This is a genomic window from Mesorhizobium sp. B2-4-17 (genome assembly GCF_006441275.1).
Classification (GTDB): domain Bacteria; phylum Pseudomonadota; class Alphaproteobacteria; order Rhizobiales; family Rhizobiaceae; genus Mesorhizobium.
Genome location: NZ_VFUX01000027.1, coordinates 33,499 through 50,837 on the forward strand (window position 1 = coordinate 33,499; position 17,339 = coordinate 50,837).

Annotated in this window: 18 protein-coding genes; 3 read left to right on the forward strand and 15 right to left on the reverse strand. The window is 63.8% G+C overall.

The genetic code is table 11. The features are described from left to right. Window positions 1-71: 71 nt before the first annotated feature. The 9 genes from FJ548_RS21155 to phnG form a co-directional block, all read right to left on the reverse strand. On the reverse strand, window positions 72-782 hold the full coding sequence (locus FJ548_RS21155; protein WP_140778869.1) for a DUF1868 domain-containing protein: 711 nt from the start codon (window positions 780-782) through the stop codon (window positions 72-74). Between the two features lie 86 nt (window positions 783-868). After that, window positions 869-1,486 carry a DapH/DapD/GlmU-related protein gene (locus FJ548_RS21160; RefSeq protein ID WP_140778870.1) on the reverse strand — a complete coding sequence of 206 codons (618 nt, stop codon included), beginning with the start codon at window positions 1,484-1,486 and terminating at the stop codon, window positions 869-871. Continuing rightward, the gene (gene phnL / locus FJ548_RS21165; RefSeq protein WP_140778871.1) at window positions 1,483-2,190 is read right to left on the reverse strand and encodes a phosphonate C-P lyase system protein PhnL; all 708 of its coding nucleotides are present in this window, start codon (window positions 2,188-2,190) and stop codon (window positions 1,483-1,485) included. The genes FJ548_RS21160 and phnL overlap by 4 nt, the downstream gene beginning before the upstream one ends. 223 nt (window positions 2,191-2,413) lie before the next feature. Continuing rightward, the gene (gene phnK / locus FJ548_RS21175; protein ID WP_015315654.1) at window positions 2,414-3,190 is read right to left on the reverse strand and encodes a phosphonate C-P lyase system protein PhnK; all 777 of its coding nucleotides are present in this window, start codon (window positions 3,188-3,190) and stop codon (window positions 2,414-2,416) included. Next, the gene (locus FJ548_RS21180) at window positions 3,187-4,086 is read right to left on the reverse strand and encodes an alpha-D-ribose 1-methylphosphonate 5-phosphate C-P-lyase PhnJ (protein ID WP_140609286.1); all 900 of its coding nucleotides are present in this window, start codon (window positions 4,084-4,086) and stop codon (window positions 3,187-3,189) included. The genes phnK and FJ548_RS21180 overlap by 4 nt, the downstream gene beginning before the upstream one ends. Next, on the reverse strand, window positions 4,083-4,502 hold the full coding sequence (gene fosX / locus FJ548_RS21185) for a FosX/FosE/FosI family fosfomycin resistance hydrolase (RefSeq protein ID WP_140609284.1): 420 nt from the start codon (window positions 4,500-4,502) through the stop codon (window positions 4,083-4,085). Before fosX ends, FJ548_RS21180 begins: the two co-directional genes overlap by 4 nt. Then, window positions 4,499-5,611, reverse strand: a complete 1,113-nt coding sequence (locus FJ548_RS21190) for a carbon-phosphorus lyase complex subunit PhnI (RefSeq protein WP_140609282.1) — start codon at window positions 5,609-5,611, stop codon at window positions 4,499-4,501. Before FJ548_RS21190 ends, fosX begins: the two co-directional genes overlap by 4 nt. Window position 5,612: 1 nt before the next feature. After that, a complete protein-coding gene (gene phnH, locus FJ548_RS21195; protein WP_140609280.1) occupies window positions 5,613-6,224 on the reverse strand; it encodes a phosphonate C-P lyase system protein PhnH in 612 nt (203 codons plus the stop codon). Further along, window positions 6,224-6,685: a phosphonate C-P lyase system protein PhnG gene (gene phnG, locus FJ548_RS21200; RefSeq protein WP_140609278.1), complete on the reverse strand. Its 462-nt coding sequence runs from the start codon at window positions 6,683-6,685 to the stop codon at window positions 6,224-6,226. Before phnG ends, phnH begins: the two co-directional genes overlap by 1 nt. Before the next feature lie 120 nt (window positions 6,686-6,805). Here phnG and phnF point away from each other — a divergent pair, with 120 nt between their 5' ends. Further along, on the forward strand, window positions 6,806-7,558 hold the full coding sequence (gene phnF, locus FJ548_RS21205; RefSeq protein ID WP_140609276.1) for a phosphonate metabolism transcriptional regulator PhnF: 753 nt from the start codon (window positions 6,806-6,808) through the stop codon (window positions 7,556-7,558). A 377-nt stretch (window positions 7,559-7,935) separates the two neighbouring features. Here phnF and FJ548_RS21210 read toward each other — a convergent pair whose 3' ends face one another. The 6 genes from FJ548_RS21210 to FJ548_RS21235 form a co-directional block, all read right to left on the reverse strand. After that, window positions 7,936-8,952, reverse strand: coding sequence for a zinc-binding alcohol dehydrogenase family protein (locus tag FJ548_RS21210; protein WP_140778872.1), 1,017 nt, complete (start codon window positions 8,950-8,952; stop codon window positions 7,936-7,938). Window positions 8,953-9,026: 74 nt separating this feature from the next. Beyond that, on the reverse strand, window positions 9,027-9,995 hold the full coding sequence (locus FJ548_RS21215; RefSeq protein ID WP_140695436.1) for an ABC transporter permease: 969 nt from the start codon (window positions 9,993-9,995) through the stop codon (window positions 9,027-9,029). Next, on the reverse strand, window positions 9,992-11,545 hold the full coding sequence (locus FJ548_RS21220) for a sugar ABC transporter ATP-binding protein (protein ID WP_140778873.1): 1,554 nt from the start codon (window positions 11,543-11,545) through the stop codon (window positions 9,992-9,994). Before FJ548_RS21220 ends, FJ548_RS21215 begins: the two co-directional genes overlap by 4 nt. Window positions 11,546-11,709: 164 nt before the next feature. Beyond that, a complete protein-coding gene (locus FJ548_RS21225) occupies window positions 11,710-12,705 on the reverse strand; it encodes an ABC transporter substrate-binding protein (protein WP_140609268.1) in 996 nt (331 codons plus the stop codon). Between the two features lie 333 nt (window positions 12,706-13,038). Then, window positions 13,039-14,037 (reverse strand): aldo/keto reductase, encoded by a 999-nt coding sequence (locus tag FJ548_RS21230; protein WP_140778874.1) that lies wholly within the window; start codon window positions 14,035-14,037, stop codon window positions 13,039-13,041. Between the two features lie 94 nt (window positions 14,038-14,131). After that, window positions 14,132-15,637, reverse strand: a complete 1,506-nt coding sequence (locus FJ548_RS21235; RefSeq protein WP_140778875.1) for an altronate dehydratase family protein — start codon at window positions 15,635-15,637, stop codon at window positions 14,132-14,134. Window positions 15,638-15,889: 252 nt separating this feature from the next. Between FJ548_RS21235 and FJ548_RS21240 the strand changes: the two genes are divergently transcribed. Continuing rightward, window positions 15,890-16,789, forward strand: coding sequence for a GntR family transcriptional regulator (locus FJ548_RS21240; protein WP_140609262.1), 900 nt, complete (start codon window positions 15,890-15,892; stop codon window positions 16,787-16,789). Between the two features lie 119 nt (window positions 16,790-16,908). Then, window positions 16,909-17,265 (forward strand): DUF2946 family protein, encoded by a 357-nt coding sequence (locus tag FJ548_RS21245; RefSeq protein WP_140609260.1) that lies wholly within the window; start codon window positions 16,909-16,911, stop codon window positions 17,263-17,265. Window positions 17,266-17,339 lie beyond the last annotated feature (74 nt).

Here is a 17,339-nt window from a genome sequence, read left to right on the forward strand (position 1 = left end):
ACCTGCGGTGTCGGATTGATGTCAGTTTTGTTACTACCCACAGGCCTGCGCCAGGCGTTTGGAGGGGACGATCAGCCGAGCACCAGCAGTTCCTCGAAATGCTTCATGTCATGGAACGCACAGAATGCGGGATGCTTGATCTCGATCACCGGGGCCTGCCGTACGAAAAGCGCAAGGCAATCGTCGAACAGCGCCTGCCATGCCGACGCCCTGTCATCCGCAAACCGTTGGATCTGATAAGCGAAGGTGATGTGAAAGACGTAGGTTTCGTGATCAGGGTGCCGGTATCCGAACGCCACCGCGAGTGCGTCGCGCCATTCGCGCATGATGCGCACGTCCTCGTCCGTCGCGCCGGCAACGGTAAGGCCGGTCGGCACGACCTCGATAACCTTGATGTTGAAGGGAGGCAAGCCTTCGAAACCCTTCAGGCGTTCCAGATAGAGGCGGGTCATGGCGTCGATGCTGGTGTCGAGCGGCACGTCCTGTGGCCAGTAAGGCAAGCGGCGGCGATATTCGATGATGCCCTGGAACAGCGTCATGTGCAGGCTGGAGACCGGCGTGAAGGCAAGGCGGTCGGCGTCCGGCATTGCCATCATCCGATCGCGCACGGCCAGCACCACCGCTTCGGAGGGCGAGCCGCTGACCAGATGGCTGACGACGGTGTTGCCGGGCTCGAGGAGAAAGTTGCCCGATGCATCGTAGCGCGTGCCAAGGTGCGCCGGCGGCGTCGGATTGGAGCCGGCAAAGAATCCGGCGAGCGAGGATCTGACGGTGTCGGGCATTTCGATCTCCTTGGGGAGATGGCCTCCTGTCCGAGTCCTGTGTCAAGGGTATGAAACGGACCCCTCCTCAACAACGATGCACTGAGTTATCCGCCGTACTTCTCCAGAAACGCCTCGGCCTCGAGTTCGCGAAAATCGTCGAGCGAAGCACGCAGCCTCGCATGGTCCCAGTCCCACCAGGCCAGCGCCTGATAGCGCTCAGCGGTGCGGCGGTCGAAGCGCTCGCGGATCGGTTTGGCCGGCACGCCGGCGACGATGGTGTAAGGCGCGACATCCCTGGAGACCACCGCACCGGCGCCGACCGCGGCGCCGTCGCCGACGGTGACGCCGGGCAGCACGGTCGAGCCGTGACCGAGCCAGGTGTCGTGACCGATGGTGACGCGTTTGGCACGGCGCTGCGCAAAAAACTCGCTCTCGTGCTCGGCATCGTCCCAATAGTCCGAGGCGCGGTAGGTGAAGTGATGCAGCGTCGGCCGCCAGGTCGGGTGGTTGGTGGCGTTGAGGCGCACGCTTGCCGCAATGTTGGCAAACTTGCCGATCGTCGCGCACCAGACGGCGCAGTCCTGCATTATGTAGGAATAGTCGCCGAGCTCGCTCTCCGAAACCCGGCTGCGGTCGGCGATCTCGGTCCAGCGGCCGAGTGTCGAATTGTGTACCTCCGCCGTCGGGTGGACCAACGGTGTCTCGGATAACTTCCTGGTCATGCGGCGAGTTTTCCCGGAGCGAAAGCTGTCACGTCGATGACGCGGTCGGCGACCGCCTCTCGGACATCATGGTCGTGGAAGATGCCGAGCAGCGCGACGCCCGCTGCCTTCTTGGCGGCGATGAGTTCGATCACCACGTCGCGGTTCCTGGCGTCGAGCGAGGCGGTCGGCTCGTCGAGCAGCAGGATCGGATGCTCGGTGATGAAGCCGCGCGCTATGTTGACGCGCTGCTGTTCGCCGCCCGAGAAGGTGGCCGGTGGAAGCGCCCACAGTTTTTCCGGCAAATTGAGCTGCGCCAGCAAGTCGCGTGCCTTGCCACGCGCCTCCTCGCGTTCCTCACCCCGCTCGACCAGCGGTTCGGCGACGACATCGAGCGCCGAGACGCGCGGCACGGTGCGCAGGAACTGGCTTACATAGCCGATGGTTTGCCGGCGCACGGCCAGCACGGTGCGCGGGCTGGCACTGGCGAGATCGATCAGGCCGCCTTCATGGCTGACGATGATCTGGCCTTCGTCGACGGCATAGTTGCCGTAAAGCATTTTCAGGATCGAGCTCTTGCCGGCCCCGGAGGGACCGCCTAGCACCGTGCATTCGCCAGCCTTGATCGAGAACGAAACAGCTGCGACGACCGGCAATTTGATGCCGTCGCGCAGATGCATGGTGAAGCTTTTGGCGACATCGGAGACAACGAGCGGGGTTGGCATCAGAAAGTCCTCCGGTCGCCATTCGATAGTGATCCTGCGTGGAGCCAAGCGCCCCCCTCTGGCCTGCCGGCCATCTCCCCCTCAAGGGGGGAGATCGGATGTCGCGTCGGCTTTCGCCAATCTTCAACGTTGCAGAATGAGCGAGGCAAAAGAGCCGCTGATCTCCCCCCTTGAGGGGGAGATGGCCGGCAGGCCAGAGGGAGGTACGCCGGAGCGAGCATGATCAAACCTGCAGAATCGAGGAAACGAGAAGCTGGGTGTAGGGCGCGCGCGGGTCGTCGAGCACGCGGTCGGTGAGGCCGCTTTCGACGACGCGGCCGTCCTTCATCACCATCATCCGCTGCGACAGCAGCCGAGCCACGGCGAGGTCGTGGGTGACGACGATGGCGGCCAGGCCAAGATCGGTGACGAGCCCGCGCAAGAGATCAAGCAGGCGCGCCTGCACGGAAACATCGAGGCCGCCGGTCGGCTCATCCATGAACACCAGGCGTGGGCCGGTGACGAGGTTGCGGGCGATTTGCAGGCGCTGGCGCATGCCGCCGGAAAAGGCGCGCGGTTCGTCGTCGATGCGGTCTTCCTCGATCTCGACTCGCGACAGCCAGTCGACGGCGGTGGCGCGGATCTTGCCGTAGTGCCGGTCGCCCACGGCCATCAGCCGTTCGCCGACATTGGCGCCGGCCGACACCGTCATGCGCAGGCCGTCGGCCGGGTTCTGATGGACAAAGCCCCAGTCGGTGCGCATCAGGAATCGGCGCTCGGCCTCGCTCATGCGGTAGAGCTCGCGGAACTGGCCGTCGCGCATACGATAGCTGGCGGTGCCGGAGGAAGGCAAAAGCCGCGTCGACAGGCAGTTGAGCAGCGTCGTCTTGCCGGAACCGGACTCGCCGACGACAGCCAGAACCTCGCCCGGCCACAGGTCGAACGAAACGTTGTCGCAGCCGACGCGCGAGCCATAGAATTTGGAAAGCGCCGAGACGCGGAGCAGCGGTTCGTCGGTCATTGTGCCGCCTCCATTTTTTCCGAGGCAAGAAGGCTTTCGGGGGCAAGATGACCGCGATGGCCGTCTTCGCGCCGCTTCTCGCAATGGTCGGTGTCGGAGCAAACGAACATGTGGCCGCCATGGTCGTCGAGGATGACCTCGTCGAGATAGACATTCTCGGCCCCGCACAGCGCGCAGGGCTGGTCGAAGGTCTGTATCTCGAACGGATGGTCCTCGAAGTCGAGGCTGACCACGTCGGTGAAGGGCGGCACCGCGTAGATGCGCTTTTCGCGGCCGGCGCCGAACAGCTGCAGGGCCGGCGAGCGATGCATTTTCGGGTTGTCGAATTTCGGCGTCGGCGAGGGATCCATCACATAGCGGCCCTCGACCTTGACCGGATAGGCATAGGTGGTGGCGATGCGGCCGTGTTTGGCGATGTCCTCATAGAGCTTCACATGCATGAGGCCGTATTCCTCCAGCGCATGCATTTTCCGCGTCTCGGTTTCGCGCGGTTCGAGGAACCGCAGGGGTTCAGGAATCGGCACCTGGTAGACCAGAACCTGGCCTGCACTCAGCGGATGTTCGGGGATGCGGTGGCGGGTCTGGATGATGGTGGCGCTGGCCGTATCGGTGGTCACCGCGACATTGGCGACCTTCTTGAAGAAGGCGCGGATCGAGACGGCATTGGTGGTGTCGTCGGCGCCCTGGTCGATGACCTTCAGCACATCGTCCGGTCCGATGATCGAAGCGGTGACCTGGACGCCGCCGGTGCCCCAGCCGTAAGGCATCGGCATTTCTCGCGAGGCGAACGGCACCTGGTAGCCGGGGATGGCGATGCCCTTCAGGATCGCGCGGCGGATCATCCGCTTGGTCTGTTCGTCGAGATAGGCGAAGTTGTAGCTGGCGATGTCGGTCATGCTGAGACTTCCAGTCCTTTGGCATAGCGCGCCAGCCGCTGGTTCAGCGTCCCGGTGTGCAGTTCGAACATGTGGTTGTCGTCGTCGTAGAAATAGATCGAGCGGCCCTCACCCTCGACGCGTGGGCGCGGCGGGCGCATCTCAAGCCCGAGCTTGCCGACGCGCTCGGCATAGCGGTCGAAATCGGCGTCATCGATCTTGAAGGCGACGTGATTGTAGCTGCGCTCCGGCAGCGGCTCGCCTTCCATGATGGCGATCCAGATGTCGCCGATCAGGAAGAATTTTTCGCGCGACAGCGAGAACTGTTCGGCATCGCTGGCATAGACCTCGCGCGCATCGAACACGCCCTCGAGAATCCTGGTCATCCGGCCGAGATTGCGCACGATGAAGGTCATGTGTGACAGGCCGTCGATCATTCCGCGGCCTCCCTTTTCTCTTCCGCCTTCGTGGGGGTTTCGCGGGCCTCATACTCGGCGCGCATGCGGCGTACGAGGTCGAGCTCGGCCTGGAAGTCGACATAGTGCGGCAGCTTCAGATGCTCGACGAAGCCGGTCGCCTGGACATTGTCGGAATGCGAGATGACGAACTCCTCGTCCTGCGCGGCGGCAACGATATCCTCGCCGAGTTCGGAGGCACGCAGTGCCCGGTCGCAGAGCGCCATGGCCATCGCCTTACGCTCGCTCTGGCCGAAGACGAGACCGTAGCCGCGGGTGAATTGCGGTGGCGCCTTGGCCGAGCCCTTGAACTGGTTGACCATCTGGCATTCGGTGACCCGCACCGTGCCAAGCGGCACGGCAAAGGGCAGTTCGGGAACGTCAAGCTCCAGCTCGACCTCGCCGATGCGGATCTCGCCGACGAAGGGATGGTTGCGGGCATAGCCGCGCTGGGTGGAATAGCCGAGCGCCAGCAGAAAGCCCTCATCGCCGCGCGACAGCGCCTGCAGGCGGATATCGCGCGCCATCGGAAATTCCAGCGGCTCGCGGGTGATGTCGCCGGGGACATGGTCCTGCGGCATCTCGCCATCCGGTTCGATCAGGCCTTCGCGGGCGAGGATGGCCGAGACGCGCGGCATGGGCTGCACTTCCGTGTCGCGCCGCAAGGGTTCGGCGACATCGGCGCCTGCGGCCAGCCCGGGATCGAGCAGGCGGTGCGTGTAGTCGAAAGTCGGGCCGAGCAACTGTCCGCCGGGAAGGTCCTTGTAGGTCGCCGAGACGCGCCGCTCGACCAGCATTGTGCCGGTGTCGATCGGCTTGCTGTAGCCGAAGCGCGGCAGCGTGGTGCGATAGGCGCGCACCAGGAAGATCGCCTCGATCATGTCGCCGCGTGCCTGTGCGATGGCGAGCGCGGCGAGTTCACGGTCATAGAGCGAGCCTTCGCTCATCACCCGGTCGACTCCCAGCGCCAGCTGCTCGACGATCTGGTCGAGGCGCAGCGCCGGCACCGAACGGTCGCCGCGCCGGCGATCGGCAAGCAGGCTGTGGGCATTGGCGATTGCGGCTTCGCCGCCCTTTACCGCGACATACATCTTACGCCTCCATCGTCTTGATGCGCGTCGTGCGCGGCAGGCAAGCTATGCCGTCGGCGGCGGCGAGGATGATGTCGACGCCACGCGGAAAGCGCTTGGTATTCTGCTTCCACTGCTCGATGAAATGACGCGGCATCTGCGCCGGCGCGATCGTGGCGCTGGTCTCGATGCCGGGGCCTTCGAGCCGCAGCGGGACGCCCGAACCGAGGTCGCTGACCTGCAGGATCAGGGTCGTCGAGCGGTCGGGATAATCCTGCGTGCCCTGCGAAAAACCGTCGAGCGCCATCATCTCGGCGGGCGTGGCGACAAAGGCGAAATGCGCGTCGGCGGGCGTGTTGGCCAGCGGCGCGCCAGTGTGGAAGCCAAGCCAGGAGATGACCGCCGCGGAGGCGTGCAGGGCAGGGTCGAGCCAGAGCGGCGTATCGCTGTCGCAGAGCGCCAGCGCGATGGCACCGGCGGTTGCCGAAAGCGGCGCCGGCGGCCGGGCAAGGACCGGCAAGGGTTGCACGCTGCCCGGCCGCGCCATCGCGTCCATGATCGCTCGGAAAACGGTCTGCGCGTTGAAGACCGGATCGGCGAATCCGCCCTCGATCGATTGGGCTGCGATGTCCATCAGTCTTCTCCGCGAACCATGGTGAAGAAATCCACCTTCGTTGCCGCCGTCTCGGCGCGGCGCTTTTCATGGGCAGTGGCGAGCGCAGTCCGCAAAGGCGCGATCAGCCTGGTCTCGACCACGGTGCGGTGGGCGGGGTCCTGCCACAGCGCATCGGCGATGGCCGCCAGCTTCGCCTTCTGCTTGTCGCGGCCAAGCGCGTAGCAATGGCCGACCTGTCCGGACGGCAGCCGGACAGTGGCTCGGGTGACGGTCGCTTCACCGACATTGAATGGCGCACCGCCGCCGCCGATGCGGCCGCGCAGCGTCACCAGGCCGGTTTCGGGACCGCGCAGCAGCTCGGCTTGCGAAGGCAGGCCGGCCTCGTTCCAGAGCCGGACGATGTCGTCGCCGCTCGATTGCGCCAGCGTCGCCATGGCGGCCTTCCGCTCGGCCTGGTCGCGGGCTTCCTGTCCTCGCATCGCCTGTTTTCCTTGCTGTTAAATTTGTCTATTGATATAGACGACTATACAAATTATACCCTTTATCTAGCGTGAGTCCATGACGGGTGGATGACAAGATTGAGAGGGTGGGGCCAGGGGATGATCGGGCAGCAAATGGCCGACAGCATAGAGCGACGCAGCGGCGTTTCGTTATGGCGCCAGATCGCCGACAAGATTCTGCAATCGATCGCCATCGGCGATTTCGCCGAGAATGCCGCGCTGCCGCCCGAGGTGGCGCTGGCCGAACGCTACGGTGTCAACCGCCATACCGTTCGCAGCGCCATATCGGCCCTTGTCCAGGAAGGGATTTTGCGGGCCGAGCAGGGACGCGGCACTTTCGTGCTGTCGCGCAAGCGGCTCTCCTATCCGATCGGCGCGCGCACGCGCTTTTCCACCGGCCTGCAAGGGCAGACGTCTGAACGGCACATCGTGTTGCTCTCCTCATCGGTCGAGTCCGCCAGCCAGCGTGTCGCCGAGGGTCTTGGGTTGGCCAAAGGGGCGGAGGTGGTAAGGCTGGAGACGCGCGGTGAAGCCGACGGCCGGCCGGTGTCACGCGCCGCCGGCTGGTTCGATGCCAGGCGCTTTGCCGGTATCGACAAGGCCATGGCTGAGACAGGATCGGTCACGGCGTCGCTGGCGCGTTTCGGAATAGATGATTATCTCCGGCAATCGACCGTGCTGTCGGCGCGCCATGCCGATGCGGCCGACCTTGCCGACCTCGACCTGCAGCCCGGCGCCATCGTGCTGGTCACGGTCGCCGTCAACGTCACGCCCGACGGCCAACCGATCCAGTTTTCGGAGTCGCGCTTTCCGGCAGAGCGGGTCGAGTTGAAGTTGTCGGTGATCAACTAGAGCAGTTCACCGTTTCACAGAAACGGTGAACTGCTCTAACTTATTGTTTTTACGTAACTCCGGACGGAAAACCGTTTCACACTTTTCCTGGAATTTGCTCTAGCCCCAACGTCGTCATCCTTGGGCGAAGCAGGAGCGCAGCTCCGTCGCGGAGACCCAAGGATCCATGCCGCGATCTCGGTCGAGGGGCGCAGCGTTCCGGACTGAGGCAACGCTTCGAGGTCGCGGCATGGATCCCATGGTCTGCGCCGCGTCGCTCCGCTCCTTGCTCCGCCATAGGATGACGAAGCGATAGGTGTTTCGGCCAGTTGCCAAGGCAGCGATCTGCCAAGGTCCCTACTCAACGATCGGCCGAATCTCGTGTTGGAACGGATATCTTATCCGACCTCGATCACGGCCTTGATCAGGCCGGATTTTTCATGTGCCCAGCGGGCGAGATCGGGCGGCGTATCGGCCAATGTCGTCCGGTTGGTAATCAGCTTGGCCAACGGCACGGCGCCGCTGCGGATCGAAGCGGCGACATGCTCGAAGTCGGCGCGCAACGCGTTGCGGCTGCCGATCAGCGTCATCTCCCGCTTGTGGAACTCCGGGTCGGAAAAGCTGATGTCATCCTTGACGACGCTGACCAGCACCAGCGTGCCGCCATGCGCGACATGGGCGAAGGCCGATTGCACCGACTGGGTGTTGCCGGTGGCGTCGAAGACCACGTCGAACCCTTCGCCTGACGTCGCCTCCCTGACCAGATCGGATGCCGCGCCGCGTGATCCATCGAGGATCGGGAAGCCGAGTTCGTTCGCGGCAAAATTCAATCTTTCGCTGGCCATGTCGAGCAGCGTCACATCGAGCCCGGCGATCCGGGCGAAGATGGCGGTACCAAGCCCGATCGGGCCGGCGCCGATGACCAGCGTGCGGGCGCCGGGATCGGCGCGCGAGCGACGCACGGCATGCGCGCCGATGGCCAGGAACTCCACGGCGGCGGCGTCGGCGAGCGACAGGCCGTTGGCCGGGTAGAGGTTTTGCGCCGGCACCAGGATCTGGTCGCACATGGCGCCGTCACGATGGACGCCGAGCACTTCGATCCGCACACAGCAGTTCGGCTTGCCATGCCGGCAGGCGATGCACTTGCCGCAGGACAGATAGGGGTTGATGACCACCGGTTCGCCAATGGCCAGATCGACGCCCTCACCGGTCTCGACGATCGTCCCCGACACCTCGTGGCCCATGATGCGGGGGTAGGCGAGGAAGGGGTGCTTACCCTCGAAGATATGGTAGTCGGTGCCGCAGATGCCGACATGGCTGACCGCCACCAGCGCCCAGCCGGGAGGTGGCGAGCCGGGCGCGGGGTGGTCTTCCAGGACAAGGTCGCCGGGTGAGCGGCAGACGACGGCTCTCATGTTTCAGTCCAGTCGGTTTACGAAAACGCCGGCCCGTCTCGATACCGGACCGGCGATCGATTTTCGGTTCGTGACTACTTGCCACCGCGGCGGCGCAGACCGTCGAAATAGACGATGACGATGATCAGCACGCCGGTGATGACACGTTGCCAGAAGGCGTTGACGTTGAGCAGGTTGGCGCCGTTGTTGATGGTGGCCAAGATGAAGGCGCCGAGCAGTGGGCCGTGCACCGAGCCGACGGCGCCGAACAGCGAGGTGCCGCCGATCACCGACGAGGCGATCGCCTGCAGTTCCCAGCCCTCGGCCTGGGTCGGATTGCCGATGCCGATGCGCGACGCGAGCAGCACGCCGACGAACGCCGCGCAGAGACCCGACAGCGTGTAGGCCATGAAGATGGTGCGCTGGACATTGACGCCGGACAGGCGCGAGGCCTCGGCATTCGAGCCGACCGAAAAGAGATAACGGCCCCAGCGGCTGTGATGCAGGAAGACATAGGCGGGAATGCCGACCAGGAGAACCATCCAGAACAGATTGGGGATGCCGAGGAAGGAATTGCGCGAGAATTCCTGGAAGGCATCATTGTTGATCGAGATCGAATTGCCATTGGTCATCAGAAGGCCGATGCCCCGCAGCGACGTTAGCGTCGCCAGCGTGATGATGAAGGGCGGGAGGCCCATCTTGACGATGCCAAAGCCATGGAAGAGGCCGATGGCGACGCCGACCAGCAGGGTGAGCAGGATGGCGAGAAAAACCGGGACGCCGGCATTGATCAGCATTGCCGCAATGACGGTGGCGAAGCCGACCACGGCGCCGACGGACAGATCGATGCCGCCGGTGATGATGACGAAGGTCTGGCCGACAGCCAGGATGGCGATCATCGAGCCCTGACGCAAAAGATTCGAGATGTTGTTGGCCGAGGCGAAGCTCGATGTCGCCAGCGACAGGATGACCCAGAGTAGCACCAGCAGCGCCAGCAGCGTCAACCCGAACAGGGCGTTATAGTTGCGCTTCGGTTTTTCGGCAGGAATCGCCTCGGTGCTCATATCTTTCCTCCCAGCTTTTCTTGTTTCTCGGCGAGCGCCTGTGTGAGAATGTCCTCGTGATCGGCGGTTCGAAACCCATGCGTCGCCACCAGCTTGCCGCGGCGGAACACGTGCAGTGTGTCGGCCAGTTCATAGACCTCCGGCAAATAGGACGAGATCAGGATGATGCCGGCGCCTTTCGACAGGAGCGCGCTGAACAGGCGGTAGATCTCGGCCTTGGTGCCGACGTCGACGCCGACCGTCGGCTCGTCGAAGATGAACAACTTGGCGCCATGGGCCAGCCACTTGCCGATGACGATCTTCTGCTGGTTACCGCCCGACAGGCTGGAGGCCAATGCATTGCGTGTCGGCGTCTTGATCCTGAGATCGGCGATCTGGCGGTCGGCCTGGGTCTTTTCCTGGGCGCCGGAGATCAAGAGATTGTTGGAGATGCGCTTGTAGATCGGCAGGTTGAGGTTGAGGCCGACCGGCAGGTTGAGGCAGAGGCCCTGGTCGCGGCGGCTTTCCGGCGCCAGCGCCATGCCGAGCTTGATGGCATCATGCTCGGAATTGATCTGGACGTCCTTGCCCCCCCACAGGATCTGGCCGGCCGATTTGCGGTGGCGGCCGTAGAGCGTGGTGACGAATTCACTGCGTCCGGCGCCGATCAGGCCGTAGAGCCCGACGATCTCGCCGGCGCGGACTGTCATCGAGACGTTCTCGAAGCCCTTGCCCGAGAGGTTCCTGGCCTCGATGATCGCGGCGCCCGGCGTGAAATGCTCCTTGTGGTAGATCTGTTCGATCGAGCGGTTGATCATCAGCTTGACCAGTTCGGCGTCGTTGGTCTCACTGATGTTCCTGGTGCCGACCAGCGTGCCGTCGCGCAGCACGGAGACGCGATCGGCCAGTTCGAAGACTTCCTCCATGCGGTGGCTGATATAGATGATGGTCACGCCCTCGGATTTCAGCCGGCGGATCAGGGTGAAGAGCTGGTCGGCCTCCTTGCGGGTCAGATAAGCGGTCGGCTCGTCGAAGATCAGGAATTTGGTGCCGCGCACGGTGGCGCGGGCGGCGGCGATCAGCTGTTGCTGCCCGATAGTGAGGTCGCCAAGAGTGACATGCGCGGGCAGGTCGAAGCCGAGACCGTCGATGATCTTCTGCGCTTCCTTGACCATGGCGCGCTGCTGCAGGATGCCGAAGCGCGAATTCTCCTCGCCGAGGAACATATTGGCGGCGACGGTCAGGTGACGGCAGAGCACGACCTCCTGGTGGACGGCGTTGATGCCCAGCCCCATCGCCTCGTGCGGGGTCGCGAGCGCCGCCGGCTTGCCTTCCCAGATCACCTCGCCGGAGGTGCGCGGCATGACGCCGGTCAGCAGCTTGATCAGGGTGGATTTGCCGGCACCATTCTCGCCGACGATGGCGTGGATCTCGCCCGACTTGAAGGCGAGGTTGACCGGCTTCAGCGCGTGGGTGCCCGGATATTTCTTCTCGAGGCCGCGCAGTTCCAGGATCGTCCTGCCGGGCTCCAGCACGGGGGCAGGGTGCAGGTCTTGCGCGGTCGATGTCATGACAATCCTCCCAGACTGGCCTCCCAGATTGGCCTCACGATTTGGCGCGCTGCGAGGCTTTGGAACTCTCGCCGGAGCAGCCTAGCTCAAGGCGGCGGATTTCCAAGCGATATACGTTGGTTTCCGGGGCCGGGGCCCCGGAAACCATGTTTCCGTGCTGATGCTCAGTTGAGCTTCGGATTGAGCAGCGCGTCGATCTTGGGTTCCTTCATGTTGGCCTTGGTGACCAGATTGGCGCCGGTGTCGACATTGGCCTCGACCTTCTCTCCCTTGGACGCGGCAAGCGCGGTCTTGATGCCGTCATAGCCCATCCGGTAGGGATCCTGGACGACGAGGCCGGAAATGACGCCGTCATTCAGGAACTTGATCAGCTTCTCGTCGCTGTCGAAACCGATCAGCGCGACCTTGCCGGCAAGCTTGTTCTCGGCGACCGCCTGGCCGACGCCCTGCGCCATGATCAGGTTGGACGCGAAGATGCCCTTCAGGTCCGGATTGGCGGTGATCAGGTCGGTCGCGATGTTGAGGCCGGTGGTGGCTTGGCCGTCGGCATATTTGTCAGCAATGAGTTCAAGGCCGGGGTACTTGGCTTTGAGCTCTTCCTTGAAGCCCTGGGCGCGCTGCTCGAGCGAGCCGGCCCCGGGGAGCGCGGTGATCAGGGCAACCTTGCCCTCGACCTTGCCGCCATTGGCGGCGCCGATGGCCGCTGCAAGACCGTCGGCCGCGACGCGGCCGCCCTGCACGTTGTCAGTGGTGAGGAACGAGGTGAAGGCCTTGGAGTCGGCGCTGGAGTCGATGCCGATGATCTTGACCTTGGCGGCGGCTTCGTCGATCGGCTTGCCGAGCGCCTTGGCTTCCGTCGGCGCGATGACGACGGCGGCCGGGTTGCCGGCGACGGCATTCTCAAGGATGGAGATCTGGCCGTTGACGTCGGTTTCGGCCTGGGCGCCGAGTTCCGGCACGTTGACGCCGAGATCCTTGCCGGCCTTGCGGGCACCGGCCAGAACGATCTGCCAGTAGAAGGACGTGGTGTCCTTGACGATGATCGGAATGGTCACGTCAGCCGCCGAAGCCGGAGCCGAGTGCATCATGCCGGCGAGCATGGAGGCGGCTGCGAGCGCCACCACCGCGCGGCGATTGAGAATGCTGGTCACGAAGTTCATAGGTATTTCCTCCCTAGTCGCCCGGTGAAACGTCACGGAAGTTCAGTTCGGATAGGCGCGGCCCAAACGGAACTTTATCAATAAAAAACAATTGCCCTGTTTTGATAATGCATCGATCCGGCCGACGCAAGCGGTGTTTCACGCCTCGTTCCCATGGCGGGCACTGACATATTCACACGCCACGCTCCTTGGCGCCATCAAAACGCTCCCGTTCCGCTCCGTCGATGTATGGAACGGTAATTCCATATCTTAGTCAATATGGAATGTTCATTCTTATTTGTGGCTGACGGATTTGTGCAGTGAAACCTCCCTTCGGTCTGTCGGGGTGGCCGCTCACGCCAGTTTCTGTACCACCGTGTAGGGACGATATTTGGCGTATTCCGTCTCCGGCACGTCGATATCGAGCAGTTCGAGGTTGCGTGTCAGGTTCGCCAGCTTGGCGGTGCCGGTCAGCACGGTGGCGACTGCTGGCTCGTGGAGGGGAAACTGGAACGCGGCAGCAGCCAGCGGATAACCGCCTTCGTCGGCGATTTCCTCCATGGCGTCGACCCGGTCGAGCACGTCGCGGCTGGCGGGCTGGTAGTCGAAATGCGCGCCTTGCACCGGTCCGGTCGCCAATATGCCGGAATTGAAGACACCGCCTATGACCAGCGACGTCTGCTGCGCCCGGCACAGCGGCAGCAGTTCGGCTTCCGCGCTGCGGTCGAGCAAGGAGTAACGGCTGGCGAGCAGGATGCAGTCGAGCGGCGCCCGGCGCATCACGTCAAGGCAGATCTGGACCTCGTTGACGCCGAGTCCATAGGCGGAAATGGTGCCGGCCCGTTTCAACTCCTCGAGTGCCTTGAGCCCACTATCCATCAACTGGCGAAAGTGCAGCTTGGTCTTCTCGCCGCCATGCGTGTAGACGCCAATGTCATGTACGTAGAGGATATCTATTCTGTTCAGGCCGAGCCGCGCGTAGCTGAAGTCGACCGACCGCATGATGCCGTCATAGGAATAGTCATAGTCCAGCGCGAAGGGCAAGGGATCGACATAGGAGTGGTCGGGAACCTGGTCTTCAGGGACCGGGCGGAACAGGCGGCCGACCTTGGTGGACAAGACATAGGAATCGCGCGGCTTGTAGCGCAGGAAATCGCCGAAGCGCCGTTCCGACAGGCCGAAACCGTAGAAGGGCGCGGTGTCGAAATAGCGCAGGCCCGCATCCCAGGCGCCTTGCAGCGTCTCCATCGCCGCCTCGCGCGAACAGGCGCGGTAGAGGCCGCCGATAGCGGCGCCGCCGAAGCTGACCTCGGTGACCTCGAGCGGCGTCCGGCCGATGCGGCGTTTTTCCATGCACAACCTCCTCCATTGCGCGGAACCAAGATATCATCCAGAGCAATTCCGGGAAAAGTTCGTCGCCGTTCCGGAATTGCGCCAATGCAAAGAGCTAGAGCGTCGCGCCGAGGTGCCAGGGCACGAACTCGTTATCGCCGTAGCCAAAATCCTCGCTCTTGGTCTTGCGGCCGGAAGCCGTCTCGACGATCAGTTCGAAGATCTCGCGGCCCATGCCGGCGATGGTCTTTTCGCCCGAGGCGATGACGCCGCAATTGACGTCCATGTCCTCTTCCATTTGGTGATACATGGTCGAGTTGGTGGCGACCTTGATCGACGGTGTCGGCCGGCAGCCGAAGCAGGAACCGCGGCCGGTGGTGAAGACGATGACATTGGCGCCGCCCGCGACCTGGCCGGTGGCCGAGACCGGGTCGTAGCCGGGCGTGTCCATGAACACCAATCCGTTGCCGGTGACCTTCTCGGCATAGCCGAACACGCCGTTGAGTGGCGTCTGGCCGCCCTTGGCGACCGCGCCCAGCGATTTTTCCAGGATCGTGGTGAGGCCGCCGCGCTTGTTGCCGGGCGAGGGATTGTTGTCGATCGAGGCGCCATGCTTGGCGACATGGTCTTCCCACCATTTCACGTAGCCATCGAGCTTGCTGGCGATCTCGGGCGTCGCCGCGCGATAGGCGAGCAGATGTTCGGCGCCATAGATTTCCGTCGTCTCGGAGAGGATGCCGATGCCGCCGACGCCGGCCAGGATGTCGACGGCCGCACCCAGCGCCGGGTTGGCCGTGATGCCTGACATGCCGTCGGAGCCGCCGCACTGCAGGCCGACGACGATCTCGCTGACCGGGATCGGCTCGCGCTTCAGTTGGCCCACTTCCTCGGCGATCTCGGCCAATACGCCCATCGCCTTTTCCACCGATTTGCGCGACCCGCCGGCATCCTGGATGTTGAAGTGGCGCTTGCCGGCGGCGGCGCCCTTCTGGCCGTAGAGGGTCAACTGGTTGACCTCGCAGCCGAGACCGACCATCAGCACGCCACCGAAATTCGGGTGGCGGGCATAGCCCGCGAGCGTGCGGTGCAGCACCATCATGCCGTCGCCTGTGCCGCTCATGCCGCAGCCCTGGCCGTGGACGATGGGCACGAAGCCGTCGATGCCGGGATATTTCGGCAGCAAGGTCCGGTTGGCAGTGTCGGCGATGGAATGACAGACGGTGGCCGAGCAATTAACGCTGGCGATGATGCCGATGAAGTTGCGTGTGCCGGCGCGCCCGTCGGCGCGGCGGTAACCCATGAAGGTGCGGGCGCGGTCGGCCTCGGTCGCGTGCTCGGCCTCGCTCGGCGGCACCACCGGCAGACGGCCGGCCTCGAAAACCAGATTGTGCGAGTGGACATGTTCGCCGGGCGCGATGTCTATCGTGGCGCGGCCGATCGCCTGGGCGTATTTGACCACCGCCGAGCCGGCCGGAATGGCCTTGATCGCCACCTTATGGCCGGGTTCGATGACGGCGGTGGCAAGCGCGCCGCCCGGCAGCGCTGTGCCGATCTCGATGCGGCCATTGGCAACGGCGACATTGTCGGCGGGAGACAGAAGAATGGTGTTCGAGACGTTCACGGGCGGCTTCCTGGGTGATCCTGGGATGCGCGCATTGACACGCGCCTGTTAAGAGTTAATGTCTTTTATCGTGAAAAAACAGTTTTGCGTCAATTGTTTTTTCGCGAGCAGTTCCGCGTGCCCCGCGCAAGTGGTGGCGCTGCAAACAATGAACCGACTCCAGCAAAAGCGATTCCGCTTTTCAGGGTCATGGGAACGTCATATTGCGCTTCAAGCCGGCCGCCGCAAGCGCCAGCATCGATGGGTCAGGGGATGTCGAAGAGCAACAACGTCTACAAGGACGCCTACAACCGCTGCCTCAGGCTACTTGACGAGACACGCAGCCTGCCGTCGGAACCGGAACTCGGCGCGCTGCTCGGCGTCAGCCGCACGACGGTGCGCAGCATCCTTTCACGCATGGAGGAAACCGGGCTGATCGCCTGGAACAAGCGCGCCAAGACGGTGCTGCGCGACCCGCGTCCCGATGATTTCTTCCCGGAGGAAGAGACCGACACGCTGGCCGAGATCATCGAGCGGTCCTTCATGCGGCGGCTGCTCGCCGACGGCGCCGAGGCCGGCATGCAGATCAACGAGCTCGAACTGGCGCGCGAGATCGGCGTCGGCACCACCAGCGTGCGCGAGTTCCTGATCCGCTTCTCCCGCTTCGGCCTGATCGAGAAGCGCCGCAACAGCCATTGGGTGCTGAAGGGTTTTACCCGCGCCTTCGCGCTCGAACTGACCGAAATCCGCGAAATGTTCGAGCTGCGCTCGGCGGCCGCTTTCGCCGCCCTGCCGCAGGACAGCCCTGTCTGGGCCGATCTCGACCGCCTGGAGGACGAACATCGCCAACTGGCAGACGAGATCGCCACGCGCTTCAACGCGTTTTCGGAGCTGGACGAACGCTTCCATCGGCTCATCCATCGTGCCTCGCACAACCGCTTCATCGTCGATTTCTACGATGTCATCGCCATGATCTTCCATTATCACTATCAGTGGAACAAGGCGCAGGAACGCGAGCGCAACGAAGTCGCGGTCGGCGAGCATCTTGCCTATATCGAGGCGCTCAAATCGCGCGATCTCGGCAAGGTCGACGCCGCCTGCCGCAAGCACCTGAAGTCGGCACGTCAGACATTGCTGACGTCGATCCCGGAAAGCCGGTCGCAAAAATCCTGATCGCGCCGCGTTGCCGCAGCATCGAATTTTGCGTTTTTCCACTCGGCGGCCCCGTGATAGGTATCGTCCAGTCGCTTGAAGAGGCAAATCTTTTGAACAGCCGGGGGAGACGGTGGAGCATGCCGGTCGCGCTTGTCGCGGCCTATCTGCTGCTGCTCCAGTCGACGCTCGGTGCGTTTGCCTTCGTCGCCGGCCCGAATGCCACGCAGTTCGACGCTTTCGGCAATGTCATCTGCACCCACGATGGCGCCACCCAGCTTCCTGATGGTGACGAGCACCCGTCCCATCTGCCGGCCTGCTGTACGCTCGGCTGCAGCATGCTTTCGTCGGCTTTCGCGCCGCCGCCCGATGCCGGGCTGGCACTGGCCAGCCTTTCCTTTGAAACGGTCGCCTTCGTCTTCCCGGCGAGCATTCATCTCGACTTCGCGCGCGAGCGCTCGCCGTCGAATCCGCGCGCGCCGCCGCTGGCGGCCTGAGCCTGCTTGCCCGGCGAAACCTTTCGCGGGCGCCCGTCCAAAGATCAAAACGCTCGCGACCGGCAACGGCGCGA